The sequence below is a fragment of the Uliginosibacterium gangwonense DSM 18521 genome (assembly GCF_000373965.1).
In the GTDB taxonomy this organism is placed as follows: Bacteria; Pseudomonadota; Gammaproteobacteria; order Burkholderiales; family Rhodocyclaceae; genus Uliginosibacterium; species Uliginosibacterium gangwonense.
Genome location: NZ_KB892865.1, coordinates 90,170 through 105,816, shown reverse-complemented (window position 1 = coordinate 105,816; position 15,647 = coordinate 90,170). Strand labels below are relative to the sequence as shown.

The 15,647-nt window shown below is 55.8% G+C and carries 13 protein-coding genes; 7 read left to right on the top strand and 6 right to left on the bottom strand.

Going from position 1 to position 15,647, the window contains the following annotated elements:
* Positions 1-808 precede the first annotated feature (808 nt).
* From B145_RS0119290 to B145_RS0119260, 7 genes are all read left to right on the top strand, one after another.
* Positions 809-2,356 (top strand): class I SAM-dependent DNA methyltransferase, encoded by a 1,548-nt coding sequence (locus B145_RS0119290; RefSeq protein ID WP_018609579.1) that lies wholly within the window; start codon positions 809-811, stop codon positions 2,354-2,356.
* A complete protein-coding gene (locus B145_RS0119285) occupies positions 2,346-3,437 on the top strand; it encodes a PDDEXK nuclease domain-containing protein (RefSeq protein ID WP_018609578.1) in 1,092 nt (363 codons plus the stop codon). The genes B145_RS0119290 and B145_RS0119285 overlap by 11 nt, the downstream gene beginning before the upstream one ends.
* Positions 3,434-4,768, top strand: a complete 1,335-nt coding sequence (locus tag B145_RS0119280; protein WP_018609577.1) for a restriction endonuclease subunit S — start codon at positions 3,434-3,436, stop codon at positions 4,766-4,768. Before B145_RS0119285 ends, B145_RS0119280 begins: the two co-directional genes overlap by 4 nt.
* Before the next feature lie 9 nt (positions 4,769-4,777).
* Positions 4,778-5,716: a COG2958 family protein gene (locus B145_RS0119275; RefSeq protein ID WP_033407711.1), complete on the top strand. Its 939-nt coding sequence runs from the start codon at positions 4,778-4,780 to the stop codon at positions 5,714-5,716.
* A 12-nt stretch (positions 5,717-5,728) separates the two neighbouring features.
* Positions 5,729-5,956: a hypothetical protein gene (locus tag B145_RS0119270; RefSeq protein WP_018609571.1), complete on the top strand. Its 228-nt coding sequence runs from the start codon at positions 5,729-5,731 to the stop codon at positions 5,954-5,956.
* 155 nt (positions 5,957-6,111) lie between these two features.
* On the top strand, positions 6,112-7,185 hold the full coding sequence (locus B145_RS0119265) for a Fic family protein (protein ID WP_018609569.1): 1,074 nt from the start codon (positions 6,112-6,114) through the stop codon (positions 7,183-7,185).
* A complete protein-coding gene (locus B145_RS0119260) occupies positions 7,182-10,292 on the top strand; it encodes a type I restriction endonuclease subunit R (RefSeq protein ID WP_018609568.1) in 3,111 nt (1,036 codons plus the stop codon). The genes B145_RS0119265 and B145_RS0119260 overlap by 4 nt, the downstream gene beginning before the upstream one ends.
* 13 nt (positions 10,293-10,305) lie before the next feature.
* Here the strand turns inward: B145_RS0119260 and B145_RS0119255 are convergent, their stop codons facing one another.
* The 6 genes from B145_RS0119255 to B145_RS0119225 form a co-directional block, all read right to left on the bottom strand.
* Positions 10,306-11,754, bottom strand: a complete 1,449-nt coding sequence (locus tag B145_RS0119255; RefSeq protein ID WP_157288525.1) for a hypothetical protein — start codon at positions 11,752-11,754, stop codon at positions 10,306-10,308.
* 132 nt (positions 11,755-11,886) lie between these two features.
* Complete coding sequence (locus tag B145_RS0119250; protein ID WP_026259302.1) at positions 11,887-13,062, bottom strand: site-specific integrase; 1,176 nt, start codon at positions 13,060-13,062, stop codon at positions 11,887-11,889.
* Positions 13,063-13,248: 186 nt separating this feature from the next.
* Positions 13,249-13,458, bottom strand: coding sequence for a hypothetical protein (locus B145_RS0119240; RefSeq protein WP_018609561.1), 210 nt, complete (start codon positions 13,456-13,458; stop codon positions 13,249-13,251).
* A 1-nt stretch (position 13,459) separates the two neighbouring features.
* Positions 13,460-14,329, bottom strand: a complete 870-nt coding sequence (locus tag B145_RS0119235; protein WP_018609559.1) for an ATP-dependent DNA ligase — start codon at positions 14,327-14,329, stop codon at positions 13,460-13,462.
* Between the two features lie 41 nt (positions 14,330-14,370).
* Complete coding sequence (locus B145_RS0119230) at positions 14,371-15,282, bottom strand: DUF8033 domain-containing protein (protein ID WP_018609558.1); 912 nt, start codon at positions 15,280-15,282, stop codon at positions 14,371-14,373.
* Position 15,283: 1 nt separating this feature from the next.
* Positions 15,284-15,646, bottom strand: coding sequence for a hypothetical protein (locus B145_RS0119225; protein ID WP_018609556.1), 363 nt, complete (start codon positions 15,644-15,646; stop codon positions 15,284-15,286).
* Between the last annotated feature and the right edge of the window lies 1 nt (position 15,647).

Below are 15,647 nucleotides of genomic sequence, written 5' to 3'. Positions count from 1 at the left end.
TACTTGCTGCGGGATGATCGTTTGACCTCACGTGGGAACCATCCCATATGCGGCAGCCTGTCTGCGCATAGCGCGCTCTGCGGGACTTCCCTGAATTAACTGTGCAATCTCATCAAGGGATTTACAACCGATAGCCTTGCCGAAAACTACAGTTGAGTAGGAATGGTTCATAGCTGACAAGAAAAAAGGCCTAGCGAGGGTGTAGAAAATTGATGCTCATACCCGGAATAGCTTTGACTAGCCGCTTTCGGCTCTCCGCGTGAATGCCCGCTTCTGGCCGAACTCTGTCTTGCCATCCTGCATCAATGTTCGGCGGGGCGTCAAGGCTTACTACGGCCAGTAGAGGGCGCTGTAGCAATAGTGTTCTGAATTCCCCATGCACTATCGGCTGGCCCGAAAATTAAACGGAATTGGGTCAAAAAATGTTGACCAAAATGTTGACCAAACAGCCTCAAAAAGCCCAAAAAAATGGCCATCTTTCGATAGCTGTTTTTGTCTAACCTGTTGATTTTGCTGCATATTGGTGGGGCGGCGGGAATCGAATATGCGTAAACCCGCACCGGAGCAGGGAGGGCAGAGGCGCCTGTACTGAAGCTGCAAGCTAGGCTTCTTGCATAACAGGGGGCGAACAGGTGACACTCGGACCTTGTAGGCAGAAAAGTGTGATTTTCATCACACCGTCATTATATTTCCTTGAGGCGAGTTTCGCCACGCGTAGTTGCCAAAGCTGCAGTCGTATAATCTGGGTCAGTTCAAACAAATTGTCACCCAAGGCCCGGCCAGGGTGGCGTCAACACTGGTTTCACCCATGATTGAAGACATCCGCAAGACCCTCTGGGCCGCTGCTGACAAACTGCGCGCCAATATGGACGCCGCCGAATACAAGCACATCGTCCTTGGCCTCATCTTCCTCAAATACGTTTCAGACACTTTTCAGGCCCGGTACGACGAACTTGGCCGCCGTTTCGCCGACGAAGACGACGAATACTACCTCGGCGAGGCAGACGAAGCCCTCATCGCCGAGGAACTCGAAGACCGCGACTACTACCGCGAGGTCAACGTCTTCTGGGTGCCGGAAGCCGCCCGCTGGGAAGCCTTGCGCAACGCTGCCAAGCAGGCCAACATCGGCAAGCGCATTGACGACGCCCTGAGCCTGATTGAAGGCGAAAACCCCAAGCTCAAGGGCATTCTGGATAAACGCTACGCCCGCGCCCAGCTCCCGCAGGGCAAGCTGGGTGAGCTGGTCGACCTCGTCTCCACCATCGGCTTCGGGCAAGACCTCAGCATTGCGCGAGACATCCTCGGGCAGGTCTATGAATACTTCCTCGGCCAGTTCGCCAGCGCCGAGGGCAAAAAGGGCGGGCAGTTCTACACCCCCGCCAGCATCGTGCAAACGCTGGTCGCGGTACTCGCCCCGCACCACGGGCAGGTGTATGACCCCTGCTGCGGCTCGGGTGGCATGTTCGTCCAGTCCGAGAAGTTCATCGAATCCCACGGCGGCAAGCTCGGTGATGTCTCCATCTACGGGCAGGAATCCAACCCCACCACATGGCGGCTGGCGGCCATGAACCTTGCCATCCGGGGCATAGATTTCAACCTGGGCAAGGAACCCAACGACACCTTCACCCGCAACCAGCACCCCGACTTGCGTGCTGACTTCGTACTCGCCAATCCGCCGTTCAACATCAGCGACTGGTGGCACGGCAGCCTGGAAGGTGACCCCCGCTGGGTGTATGGCACCCCGCCCGCAGGCAATGCCAACTACGCATGGCTGCAGCACATGCTCTACCACCTCAAGCCCACGGGCCGCGCAGGCATCGTGCTTGCCAACGGCTCGATGAGTTCCAGCCAGAATAGCGAAGGCGACATCCGCCGCGCCATGGTCGAAGCGGACGTGGTCGAAGTCATGGTCGCACTGCCCGGCCAGCTCTTCTTCAACACCCAGATTCCCGCCTGCCTGTGGTTCCTCGCCAAGCAGAAAACCAAGCGCAAAGGCGAAGTGCTGTTCATCGACGCCCGCAAGCTCGGCAGCATGATCAGCCGCGTGCAATGCGAACTGACCGACGAAACTATCGAGCGCATTGCCGACACCGTCGCCAAGTGGCGCAAGGGCGGCAAAGCCTATACGGATATCCCCGGCTACTGCCGCTCGGTCAAGCTCGCCGAGATTGCTGAACACGGCCATGTGCTCACCCCCGGTCGCTACGTCGGGGCCGAAGAGGTCGAAGACGACGATGAAGCCTTTGCGGAGAAAATGCAGGCGCTCACCGAAAAGCTCGCCGAGCAGATGCGCAAGGGCGCAGAACTCGATGAACTGATCCGCCAGAAGCTGGGAGGGCTGGGGTATGAGTTCTGATTCCCTCGGCCAGCCAGCCGACTACCGAAACTGGCTCACCAGTCTCAAAAGCCGCTTCCGTCAGGTGCAGCTCAAGGCGGCCGTGACGGTGAATACGGCCTTGCTCCAGTTCTACTGGGAACTGGGGGCCGACATCGTGACGCGTCAGGCGGGCAGCCAGTGGGGCGAGGGCTTCCTCAAACAGCTCAGCGCCGATCTGATGCAGGAGTTCCCTGAGGTAAAGGGGTTCTCGCGGCGCAATCTGGAACTCATCCGCCAGTGGCACCGGTTCTACACCGAAGCGCCAGAAATTGCGAAACAGCCTGTTTCGCAAATCACACAGCAGCTTGCGGCCGGATTCTTCGGTATCCCCTGGGGCCACCACCTCGCCATCATCGCCAAGTGCAAGCAGCACGACGAGGCCCTTTACTACGTGCAGGCATCCCAGGCCCACGGCTGGAGCCGTAGCGTGCTCACGCACCAGATTGAAAGTGGCCTGTGGCAGCGCGAAGGGCGCGCCCTCACCAACTTCCGCCACACGTTGTCGGCGGCACAGTCCGATTTGGCCGTACAGACCCTCAAAGACCCCTACCTCTTCGATTTTCTTTCGCTTACCCGTGAGCACACCGAGCGCGAACTGGAGCTGGGTCTCATCCAACACATCAGCCAGTTCCTGCTGGAACTGGGCGCTGGCTTTGCCTACATCGGCCGCCAAGTGCCACTACAGGTAGGCGAGCGTGAGTTTTTCCTCGACCTGCTCTTCTACCATACCCGCCTGCACTGCCATGTAGTGGTTGAACTCAAGACCGGCGATTTCGAGCCTGAGCATGCAGGCAAGCTCAACTTCTACCTCAAAGCCGTGGACGAACAATTGCGCAGCGAAGGCGACGCCCCCAGCATCGGCCTGCTGCTGTGCAAGAGCCGCGACCGGCTGGTTGCAGAATACGCACTCTCCGACGTGCACAAACCCATGGGCATCGCCTCGTATGAACTCACCCACCAACTCCCCACCGCCCTGCAGGATAAACTGCCCAGTATCGAAGCACTGGAACGGGAACTGGGCCTGGGGGATGAAGCAGAAGACGGGAGGGCTGGGGTATGAGTTCTGAGTGGCAAGAGTTCAGCATTGATGAAATCAAGTCTCCCTATGCTAGTAGCATTGCAATTGGCCCCTTTGGTTCGCGGATGAAAAGTGATTGCTATGTTAAGTCTGGCATTAGTGTGGTTCGCGGAACGAACCTGACTTCAGGCCGAGAGCTTTCTGGAGAATTTGTTTTCATCACTCCCGAGAAAGCACAAGAGCTAGGCGGAGCCAATCTGGAAGCGAACGATCTGGTCTTCCCACATCGAGGGTCTATCGGCGAGGTTGGCATCGTGCCTGATGATGGGAAGAGCTACGTATTGTCATCAAGCTTGATGAAGCTAAAGTGCGATCCGCGCAAAGCTTTTCCGCTGTTCATCTACTACTTTTTCAAATCATCGATAGGGCGATTTGAGCTGCTCAAGAACTCGTCGCAGGTTGGAACGCCTGGGATCGGTCAGCCACTGACTTCGCTAAAATCCATCAAGCTGGCTCTTCCTGGGGTCGCAGAGCAAGAGCGGATTGCCGCGCTGCTTGGTGCCCTCGACGACCGAATTGCCCTCCTGCGCGAAACCAATGCCACCCTTGAAGCCATTGCGCAGGCGCTGTTCAAATCCTGGTTCTTGGATTTTGATCCTGTGCATGCCAAGGCCCGAGGCGAACAACCTGAAGGCATGCCCGAGCACCTCGCCGCCCTGTTTCCCGACAGCTTCGAAGAATCCCCGCTGGGCTTGGTGCCGAGGGGGTGGAGGGTGTTGCCACTCGAAGAAGCCTACGAAATAAATCCGACGCGCAAACTCAAAAAGGGAGAGACCGCCCCCTACCTCGACATGGCCAGTGTAGCTACCAGTGGGCACACTGTAGCTGGTGTCGTCGAACGCGAAATGGGTTCTGGCACCAAGTTTGTCAATGGTGATACCTTGCTTGCACGCATTACACCTTGCCTTGAGAACGGCAAGACGGCTTTCGTCGACTTTCTGTCGGATGACCAAACAGGTTGGGGGTCAACGGAGTTTGTGGTGTTGCGCCCCAAGTCGCCACTGCCGCCATATCACGGCTACTTACTATCACGACATCCAGCGTTCCGCGAACACGCGATTCAGAGTATGTCCGGCACCAGTGGCCGTCAGCGTGTGCAGAACGATGTACTGGGGAGATATCCCGTTGTAGTTCCTTGCGTTGCTTTAGCAACAGCGTTTGGAGACTTAGTTGGTTCCACACAGCAGAAGATTATTTCTAACCACCAGCAAGCCCAAACCCTGGCTACCTTGCGCGATACTCTGCTCCCCCGGCTGATTTCCGGGGCTTTGCGCTTGCCGGAGGCTGAGGCGGCGATTGCCGAACAGCGATAAAGGACGCCCATGGCATTGCAAATAAAAAAACGCACACTTGACTGCTTGATGGCGCAGGCGGGCCAATCCTTTACGGCGCGGGAGATCGCGCACTGGATATTTGCCCACTTTCCCAAGGAGTGCGCTGCCAAAAAGGCAGCCAGCAATAAGCTGCAAAGCGATGAACAATTGCTTACGCAACTGGCAGCGGAAATTGCTGCAGGGCGTCCCGCTTGGCAGGAAAAACATCCGCAGTTGAAGACGACCGAGGAGCGCCCACGGCATTATTACTGGTCGGAACTGGATGCGGCGACGGAAGTCGAGGTGGCAGAAGCGCCTGCGTCCAGTGCTGCATCCGATACGGCCAGACAGCTTGCTGAGTGTGATCTCTACCCCATGATCATGGATTATCTGCGGGCGGAGCAGGACGTTTACGCGATGCGGATCGACGAGAAGCGTTCGTCGAACAAATCCGGTAGCGGCGCCAATGAGTGGCTGCACCCGGACATGGTGGGGCTGGAGGATTTGTCCAGCGACTGGGGGCGGCCGCTGCGGGATTGCGTGAAGGTGATGGCCGAGCAATGCTTGCGTCTCTGGTCGTTTGAGGCCAAGCTCTTGCTCAATCGCTCGAATGCACGCAAGAGCTATTTCCAGGCGGTGTCGAATTCGTCCTGGGCGCACATGGGTTATCTGGTTGCGGCACGAATTGAGGGGGACGGCACCTTGAAGGAGCTGCGCATGTTGGCTGCCACACATGGCATCGGCGTGATGCTGCTGGATACCGAAACCCCGACGGAAAGCCAGATCATCATCCCCGCCCGCGAACGGCAGCAGATTGATTGGGAGATGTGCAACCGCTTGGCGGAGGAGAACCCCGATTTTGTGGAGTTTTTGGCTCGCGTGCGTCGATTCCACCAGACCAGAGAGATCAACAGGAATGATTGGGCGAAGCCGTCCTATGAGGTCTGAGGAGAAAAGTCCTTGATCACGCCCCGTAAATATCGTTGCCCCACCTGCGGCGAAAAAGCCGGGGTTGAGATCGTATATGGTATGCCCGGCGCCGATTTGGCCGAGGCGGCGCAGCGTGGTGAAGTTGTGTTGGGTGGATGCAGCATCAATCTTGAAGGCCCAGAGCGGCAATGCACGCTCTGCGGCCATGCATGGCGGATCAGGCGGCGGGGGCCGACCTTGTCTGAGGGGCTGCTTTGACGGCAGAGGCGATCAGTTCGCTCATGTTTAGAAAGTCGCGTTTTCTATACATGCCGTCAATGACATGTATAGAAAATCCGCTTTTCTATACACATCAAAAGCAAATGCATAGAAAATCAGGCTTTCTGAACAAATCATTCTAGAGGCGCGCTCTGATGCCTGGAATCTTTCCGCTTGAACAACTGGACGTGGCGCGTTTCGATACGCCTAGCATCCTGAAAAAGCTGGCTAGCGCCAGTCGGGCCTTGGCTGAGTTGAAGGGCATCGCGGCCTCCATCCCGAATCAAGGCATTCTGATCAACACGCTGGGTCTGCAGGAAGCGAAGGACAGCTCGGAAATTGAGAACATCGTGACGACTCACGACGAGTTGTTCAAGGACGATGTGCTGCCCGAGGCCTTTGCTAGCCCAGCAGCTAAGGAAGTGCTGCGCTACCGGCAGGCTCTACGCCTAGGTTTCGACTTGGTTCGTGAAAATGGGCTGATCACCGCTAACCACATCATTCAGGTGCAGGGAGAGTTGGAACGGAACAATGCGGGCTTCCGCAAGCTGCCAGGGACCGCGCTGAAGGACGGCAAAGGCAGCATGGTGTACATGCCGCCGCAGGACCCCGCCGAGATTGTTGCGTTGATGTCTGGCTTGGAGCGCTTCATCAATGACGCGGGGCTGCTTGATGTGGACCCTTTGATCAAGATGGCCCTGATCCATCACCAGTTCGAGAGCATCCACCCATTCTACGATGGCAACGGGCGCACCGGGCGAATCTTGAATGTACTGTATCTGGTGAAAGAGGGCTTGCTGGATGTGCCAGTGCTCTACCTGTCCAGCCACATCGTGCGCACCAAGGGCGATTACTACTGCTTGTTGCAGACGGTGCGCGATCAGGATGCGTGGGAGGCATGGGTGCTCTACATGCTGGAAGCTGTGGAGCAGACGGCGGGCCAGACCATCAAGACTATTCATGCGATCAAGTGGGCCTTGTTCGACTATAAGCACCGGATACGCGAGGGTTACAGATTCTATAGCCAGGACTTGATCAACAACCTGTTCACCCACCCCTACACGAAGATCGAATTCGTGCAGCGAGACCTTGAAGTCTCGCGCCTGACGGCTACCCGCTACCTTGATGCGCTGGCAGAAGGTGGGTTTGTGGAGAAGCAGAAGATCGGCCGCAGTAACTACTACATCAACATTGCGCTCAATCAGATCTTACTTGGTAATGCCGAATGACTGAAGACCAACTCGAACAGGAAGTGCTGAGCTGGCTGGTGGAGACCGGCTACCGCCACGTGTGTGGGTATGACATTGCACCGGATGCGGCGGACCCGTGGCGTGATAATTTCCGCGAGGTGCTTCTGTTGGGGTCGCTGCGGGAGGCGATTGAGCGGCTCAACCCACAGGTGCCGCTGGCGGCGCGTGAGGATGCCTTGCGGCAGGTGCGCAATCTGGATGTGCCGGTGCTGCTCTCGGCGAACCGGGCCTTTCACAGCCTGCTGGTCAATGGCGTGCGGGTGGAATACCAGAAAGATGGCGAGACACGTGGCGATTTTGTGCGCCTGATCGATTTCGAGCGCGTGGAAGCGAATGAGTGGCTGGCGATCAACCAGTTCAGCATCAAGGGGGCCAAGCATACACGTCGACCCGACATCATCCTGTTTGTGAATGGTCTGCCGCTGGTTTTGCTGGAGCTGAAGAACCCGGCAGATACGCACGCGGATATCTGGAAGGCGTATGAGCAGATCCAGACATACAAGGAGCAGATCCCGGATGTGTTCCAGTACAACGAGATTCTGGTGATCTCGGATGGCTCGGAAGCGCGCATGGGTTCGCTTTCGGCCAATGCGGAGCGCTTCATGCAGTGGCGCACGGTGGATGGGGTAGCGCTTGACCCTTTCGGCCAGTTTGGCGAGCTGGAAACCATGGTGTATGGGGTGCTGGCGCCACGTTATCTGCTGGATTACCTGCGGTTTTTTGTGCTGTTTGAGGATGACGGCGGGCTGATCAAGAAAATTGCAGGCTATCACCAGTTTCACGCGGTGCGGGCGGCGATTGAGCAGGTGGTACAGGCATCCCGGCCAGAACGGGCCAGCAGTGACAAAGGTAAAGGGGGCGTAGTCTGGCATACGCAGGGCAGCGGCAAGAGCATTACAATGACTTGCTTTGCGGCTCGCGTGATGCGCGAGGCCGCGATGGAGAATCCGACCATTGTGGTGATTACGGACCGCAACGATCTGGATGGGCAGCTTTTTGGCGTGTTCTCCTTGTCGCAGGATTTGCTGCGTGAGCAGCCCGTGCAGGCGGATTCACGCGATGAGCTGCGCAGCCTGCTGGCGAATCGGCCATCGGGCGGGATTGTATTTGCGACGATCCAGAAGTTCATGCTTTTGGAGGGGGAGACGGTTTTCCCGGCGCTGAGTGCGCGCCACAATATTGTGGTGATTGCGGATGAAGCGCATCGTACCCAATACGGGTTTGAAGCCAAGCTTAAGGGTAAGCCGGGGGCAGAGCGTTTTCAGGTAGGGTATGCCCAGCATCTGCGCGATGCGCTGCCGAATGCGACCTTTGTCGCCTTTACCGGCACACCGGTTTCGAGCACCGACCGCGATACACGCGCCGTGTTTGGCGACTACATCCATGTGTATGACATGCAGCAGGCGCAGGATGATGGCGCCACGGTGCCGATCTATTACGAATCACGCTTGGCAAAGCTGGGCCTGAATCAGGATGATCTGCCCAATATTGACGATGAAGTCGATGAGCTGGCCGAGGATGAGGAAGAGAACGAACAGGCCCGCCTGAAGAGCCGCTGGGCCGCGCTGGAAAAGCTGGTTGGGGCAGCGCCACGTATTGCACAGGTGGCAGCGGACCTCGTGGAGCACTTCGAGACGCGCAACCAGTCCAATGACGGGCTGCGCAATGGTAAGGCGATGGTAGTGGCGATGAGCCGCGAAATCTGTGTGCATCTATACGAAGCAATCATCAAGCTGCGCCCGGACTGGCACGATGCCGACCCGGAGAAGGGCGCCATCAAGATCGTGATGACAGGTTCGGCCTCCGACAAGGCGATGCTCCGCCCCCATATCTACAGCAAGCAGGTAAAGAAGCGCCTGGAAAAGCGTTTCAAAGACCCTGCCGACCCGCTCAAGCTTGTGATCGTGCGGGATATGTGGCTCACGGGTTTCGATGCGCCTTGCGTCCATACGCTCTACGTGGATAAACCCATGAAGGGCCACAATCTGATGCAGGCGATTGCCCGCGTCAATCGTGTTTTCAAGGGCAAAGAAGGCGGGCTGGTAGTCGATTACATCGGCATTGCCAGTGAGCTGAAAAGTGCGCTGAAGGAATATACCGCCAGCAATGGCCGGGGCCGACCCACTGTGGATGCCCGTGAAGCCTACGCTGTGCTGGAAGAGAAGCTGGATGTGCTGCGCGGAATGCTTCATGACTTTGATTACAGCGACTACCTGACTGGAGGACACCGACTGCTGGGGAGGGCTGCGGACTTTGTGCTGGGCATCAAGGATGGCAAGAAGCGCTTTGCGGATAACGCTCTGGCGATGAGCAAGGCCTTTACGCTGTGCTGCACGCTGGATGCAGCCAAGGCCGTGCGGGAAGAGGTTGCCTTCTTCAGCGCGATCAAGGTGCTGCTAACCAAGCGCGACATCGTGGCGAAGAAGCTAACGGACGAGCAGCGGGAGCTTGCTGTGCAGCAGGTGGTGGCAAAGTACGTCGTTGCCAACGGGGTCGTGGATATTTTCGAAGCGGTGGGCCTGGATAAGCCCAACATCGGCTTGCTGGATGATGATTTTCTGGATCAGGTGAAGGCGCTGCCGGAGCGCAATCTGGCGGTGGAGCTTCTGGAACGCCTGCTGGAAGGCGAGATCAAAAGCCGCTTTGCCAGCAACATCGTGCAGCAGAAGAAGTTCTCCGAACTACTCAGCAACGTAGTGACCCGTTACCAGAACCGCAGCATCGAAGCAGCACAGGTGATGGAAGAACTGGTCGAGATGGCCAAGAAGTTCAAAACCGCAGCAGACCGTGGTGAGAAGCTCGGGCTGAACGAGGATGAACTGGCTTTCTATGACGCACTTGCCAACAACGAAGCGTCAGTGCTGGAGCTGGGGGATGCCACACTGGCAAAGATCGCCCATGAACTCGCCGCCAGCCTGCGCGCAAACGTGTCGGTCGACTGGTCGCAACGCGAAAACGTGCGAGCCAAGCTGCGCCTGATGGTCAAGCGCATCTTGCGCAAATACAAGTACCCGCCCGACAAACAGGAAGAAGCCGTGCAACTGGTACTGCAGCAAGCGGAGACTGTGGCCGAAGGCTGGGAGTGAGCAGTCCTTCGGACTATTTGCAAAGAGCGTCCAAGTTTTTCTTTAACGTGTCGTCAAGCGTGGGGGCTGAGTCAGGTTTGCTATCTTCCTTGCCAGACTCGATCCATCCTGTCCAACCGTTATTGGTGCTGATTACTTTTGCGGTGTAGTCATCTGCGAGTAGCTGTGCTGCATGTGCAATCGATGCGCCTTGCATTTCCTCGATATTTCCTCGTAATACTGTAACTGGAGAGGTGGTGCCAGCTATACGGGTGCTTGCGTGTTGAAGAAACTCTGAGATTATGGTCCCGCAGTCGGTTACTATTGTTTTCAATTCATTTTCTTCCTTAAACGAAATGTCAAACTCACTCTCAGTTATATAAACGCGTTTGGGGTCCTTCTTTGCTTGTTTTTTTGCGTCTTCTTTACGGGCAGCAGAGTATGTTTTCAAATCATTCCTTGCCTTTTCTAGCTGTGAAACAGCTGCGGTAAATCTTGCATCGTAGTTGCCTTGCGATGCTATGTCCAACTTCGAACCTACTGTTGCCGGAGTCGCATCTGTAATCGCACTTCCTGTTTTCATGAAATTGACCGCTTCCTGGCTGTTCCCGGCCAGCATGCTGGTTGCTGCTTTGAATCGAGCCAATTGCATGATAGAGGTATTGATTCCAGGGTCTTTTACGTACTTGATTGCGTCAGAGGCTTCCTGGAAGCCTGCCAACACAGTGCACTGGCCGTGATAATAGAATGCATCCTTGATGGCAGCATCAACTGGATAGCTTGGATAACTCTTGTTTTGACCGGATGTTTGTATCTTGTCATACACCACTTCTCTGCGATGGTCGATGCCCTCGGTGATGATGTGTGCGGCAAGATTAGCCATGTAGTCTTGATTAAATTCAGCCCGCGTCCCGCTAAAGATCGCGGAACTGCCTGCCCAGTGAGTCGCTGCCGTTGGGGAGGTGGTTAAAGCCCCAAGCGTTGCGCTGATTGTCGCCAGTACCCCGAGGCCAAAGTTGTTGCGAGAAAATGTTCGCTGAAGATTGGCTTTGAACGCGTTGCAGCGCTGTTGAGATGCACCGAGCAATCGCTCTTGTACGGAATTCCGGGCAAGCATTTTTGCGCCAGGATCTGCGGTTGCTGCAATCTGGCAGTTGAAATATGCCAATGCTTTGTTGAGTTTTTCGCCTTCAGGGTTTGTAGATACAGGCGCACTAGATGAAGGTGCTGGTGGGCTGGGTTCAGTTTTGTTTATGTCTTTGCATATATCATTGATTGATCGAGGAGCATACTCCATCAATAAAGAACTCAAATCAACATTTTCGACGACATCACGGTCTGTGATCTGAAAAGCGCCGGTAGCGTCAACGGAGTTTGTCTCTCTCAGGTATTGAGCGGTGTTGCATCCTGAGAGGCTAAGGCCCAAGAATATTGTATAAACAGAAAATGCTGAACGTATTTTCAGCGATGCGATATTCAACATATCCGCCTCCGCACTTTGCGGCAATAACCATGCTCGAATAGATGGTTAGCATGAGTAAAAATTAGGCAGGATTCCTGGCGTTGATTAAAACCATGCCCTCCTGTACAGTTGGTGCGTACCAGCGTGCTGTGTTTAGTCCTGCTGCCCGCTCAATCCCCTATCAAACATTTCCGCAGCCTTGCCCCCAGCGTTGGGTATGGCATCCGTTATCCATCGTCCGTAGTTTCTGAAGATCATGGATGTGTCTGCATGCCCCATTTGCGCGGATATCCAGATAGGTGACTCACCCGCAGTGAGCATCATCGACGCGTAGGTGTGCCGGGTCTGGTAGGGACGCCGGTAGCGCACGCCTGCGAGCTTGAGCGCCGGTATCCAGACTGTCCGGCGGATTGGCTGGTCGCCTCGCCAAGGGAGCTGGGTTCTGGGGTTGATAAACACATGCTCGCCTGCTTGAAAGGTAAAAGGCTTTTGCGCCTCCAGCGCACGTCGTGCTGCGGGAAGCAGTTTCACTTCGCGGGTGCCTCTACGTGTCTTGGTTCCCTCCGCCATTTTTGACTTCTGGGTTTTGGCGCGTTGTACGCGGATCAAGCCTCGTCCGAAGTCGATGTCCCTCCATTCCAGGGCCACCAATTCGGATGTACGCAGGCCAGACCAAAAGGCAAACTGGATCAGGTTGCGATACTGAGGGTTGGCGCATGCCTTGAGGATGGCCTCCTGCTCATCTGCGGAGAACGGATCAACGTCATCCTCTAATTTAGGTGCTTCCCTCCGTGCAAATTTCCACCCATGCAGTGGGTTGGTGTCCATTAGGTCATCATCCAGTGCATCCTGTAACGCCCTGCGCAGCGTACCCTGTATGTTGGCGAGGCGTTTGTTGCCAGCTTGTTGCTTCTCGCACCACTCCCGGATGTGGCTGCGCTTGATATCGGAGAGTGCGATTTTACCGAAAGCTGGAATCAGTATATTGAACACTATCTTCCTGTAATCGTCCCACGTGGAGTCTTTCAAAAACTGCCTTTGCCGGTCAATCCAGGATTCAAGCCATACGCACAAGAGATAGCCGTCCCCTTTCTTCTCGGAAAAAAGAAAACGCTTGGGCGAATCAGGGAAGGTGGCCGCGTAGTCAAAAGTGCCACGCGCGATGGCATCCATGATTGCGCCACGGTGCTGTTCGGCTCGGGTCAGATTAGCGGCGGTGGGCTGCAGCTTGATTCGCTCGCGGCAAAGGACACCTTTGTACGTGAAGGTGATTTGGATTGATGAGCTGGAGATGGCTGTGACGCCAGTCCGTTTTCGTTCTCTACCCATTCTGAATATCCTTCTGTATCAATGAGAATGTGACCATCCGGGGCGCGGCGCCAGACACGTCGTTCCATCCAGACGCCATCGCGGATCTTTCCTCTGATTGCATGTTCGGTGTAACCGGATTCCCTGGAAAACTGCGCTATGGTTTTATATCGTGTGGACATGGTTGATATGGCTACTTTGGGTTGACTATGTTTGTGTTTTACCGTGCTCTCTCTCATCTCGCAGCACGATACCTTCTCCTGCGTCGCAGACAACCTGTACGTCATCTTTGTCAGTAACATGAAAAACAGTGGCTATCGAGTCTGGGCGTCGCATGATCTCAAGAGCCTCCGCAGCCGCTTCCTCATGGCTCTCAGCAGAGATTTGTATTTCCCAAACAACGGTGTATTCGGGCATGTCACATATCCTTTGCATCGCGGAACCCAAGGAACACAGGGTGGCGGGGCTTTTCCTTTACGCCTACGGGGAAGTATTTGAACTTCACCAGCTTGCCCATGTAGTGGTTCTGGTTGTCCCAAATCTTCTGGCGGAGTTCGTCGTCCAGGCCTGTACCGATTTCGAACTCGATTTCGCCCCAGCGGACCTGTAACGCACCCAGCGTGCCTTTGCCTGTTTTGTTGGCCTTGTGTGAGCTGCGCTTGGTGCGCCCCAGATTGTCGGTCGTGGCTTCGTTGCCGTTGTGCATCTGCTCAACCAATCCAATGACTTCGGCTTCGCTGTCCTCAAAACGCTTGAGCTTGAGCAGGATGCCTTCTCTGGCCGTGCTGCGCCCGTGCTTGTAGCAGCCCTCCGGGTCACGCAGAATCAAGCCCTCATACCCCGCATCCAGGTGCTGCCTCTCCAGCGCGAGAAGCTGATCCAGGTCCTGGACAAGATGCTGGGCAACTCGAACGATATGCTTGGCCGTGCTGCTGGCCTTCACACGCTTGATTCGCTTGGAGTAGGGTGCGTTGGATTCTGCGATGTGATCAAACACGTAGAACTTAACATCTGGTTCGCCATCGACAGACATCACGCCGCTGGTGGTGTCGCGGAAACAGCTCTTGCTGGTGGGGTCTCCCACGATCAGCTCACCATCAAAGTGCTCGTACTTGGCGAAGAGTTTTTGCACATGCAGATTGGGAATCGGTTTGAGCTTGCGTGAGAGCACAACACCGTCAATCACGATGGCGCGAATTCCATCGAGCTTGGCCGACGCCAGCAGCGGCCAGGACAGATTCTTCAGGTCTGCGGGCGAGGCGAGGATGGGTTTGAAGTTGCTATTCATTTCGTGTTTGCTCCAAAGCGTTGTAGCCCGCAATAAATACTTCAGACATGAGCGGCCTCCTTGTTGCAAAGCCCCAGTTGCTCGGCAATAGGCTCCAACTCCGAGAACGGAATGGTGTGGCAACCAATCACCAGGGAGCCGTCGTTCTCCACGCGGAGAAGCCGATAGTCACCTACACTGAAATGAACGTTCGCGGGCACATACTGTGTGCATGCTGCCCGGCATTTCTGGGCGAGCTTCCATAGCGTTTCTGCCACGGATACAGGTACTTTCGCTCCTTTGGATGTCTCTATCTCTGTCAGATCTTGTGAGAGTCTTAGAGCTGTTTGTTCGAAGTACGGGTAACGACGGACGATGTGCTTACGCCAGTCAGCCAGTGCCTCTTGTTGTTCTTCGGCGTTCTCCTGGGCGAGTTTCATCGCCAGTTCATGCCTTGCCAGGGCTTGGCGGTGAAACTCTATCTCCTGTTCGGCAAGACGTGCGTCGATCTCGCCCATTGACGGGCGTGTCCACCCCAACTCGAAGAACGTTGAGTAGGTGTCACGCTCAGTGAGAACCGTGTTCAGTTCCCGAAGAACTGAGGTCTTTCGCTTGTTTTCCAGGTAACGTGCCCGCAGCTCGTCCGCCTGCTTGAGCCACCGGCGGTCATTTTCAGCATGCACAATGCGGATGTCTTCCGGCTCACTGAGTGGGTGAGAGGGCAGGTGCGGTGCATAAATTCTCTGCGTGTGGTGCACGGCACTTGCAGCGAGGCTTTGGTGGCTGGAAGTGGTTACGCTGAAGCGTTCGGAACGGATCATCACGCGCTCATCATCAAGCAGATAGGCAATGGGCTCCGCGTAACTGAACAGCACAGGGCCATCGAAGCGCACATTCCCACACAAGCCATTGGAATGTCGACGGCTGGCCCAGGCGTGAAAGACTTCTCTCGTGGTGGCAAGTCTGCGTGCCATGTCAATCTCCTTCCCGATAGTATTCGGTGCCGTCGAACTTGACCTCGCCACGCTCCCACAGGAGCTTGAGCAGATCCTGAACAATCAGCGGCTGGCGTTTTACGCTTTTGGCAACCACGTCAAGCGTTGCAGGCAGTGCCTTCAGGATGGATGCCTTGGTCTCTGCACCGATGCGAGTCGTGGCTGTACCTTCCGGTGTGGTATTGAGACGTTCTTTCGGTGCCTGTGAGGCAGGGCTTTCTTCCGGGCGTTCAGGGAAAGGCCAGGAGGATGTGGAGGAGGAAGGAACCTTTCCGAAAAGCTCTTTCAGAAAAAACTTGGTTTCTTCAGACAGCGTTAGAGTGTGAGTGACTTTGATTTCCATG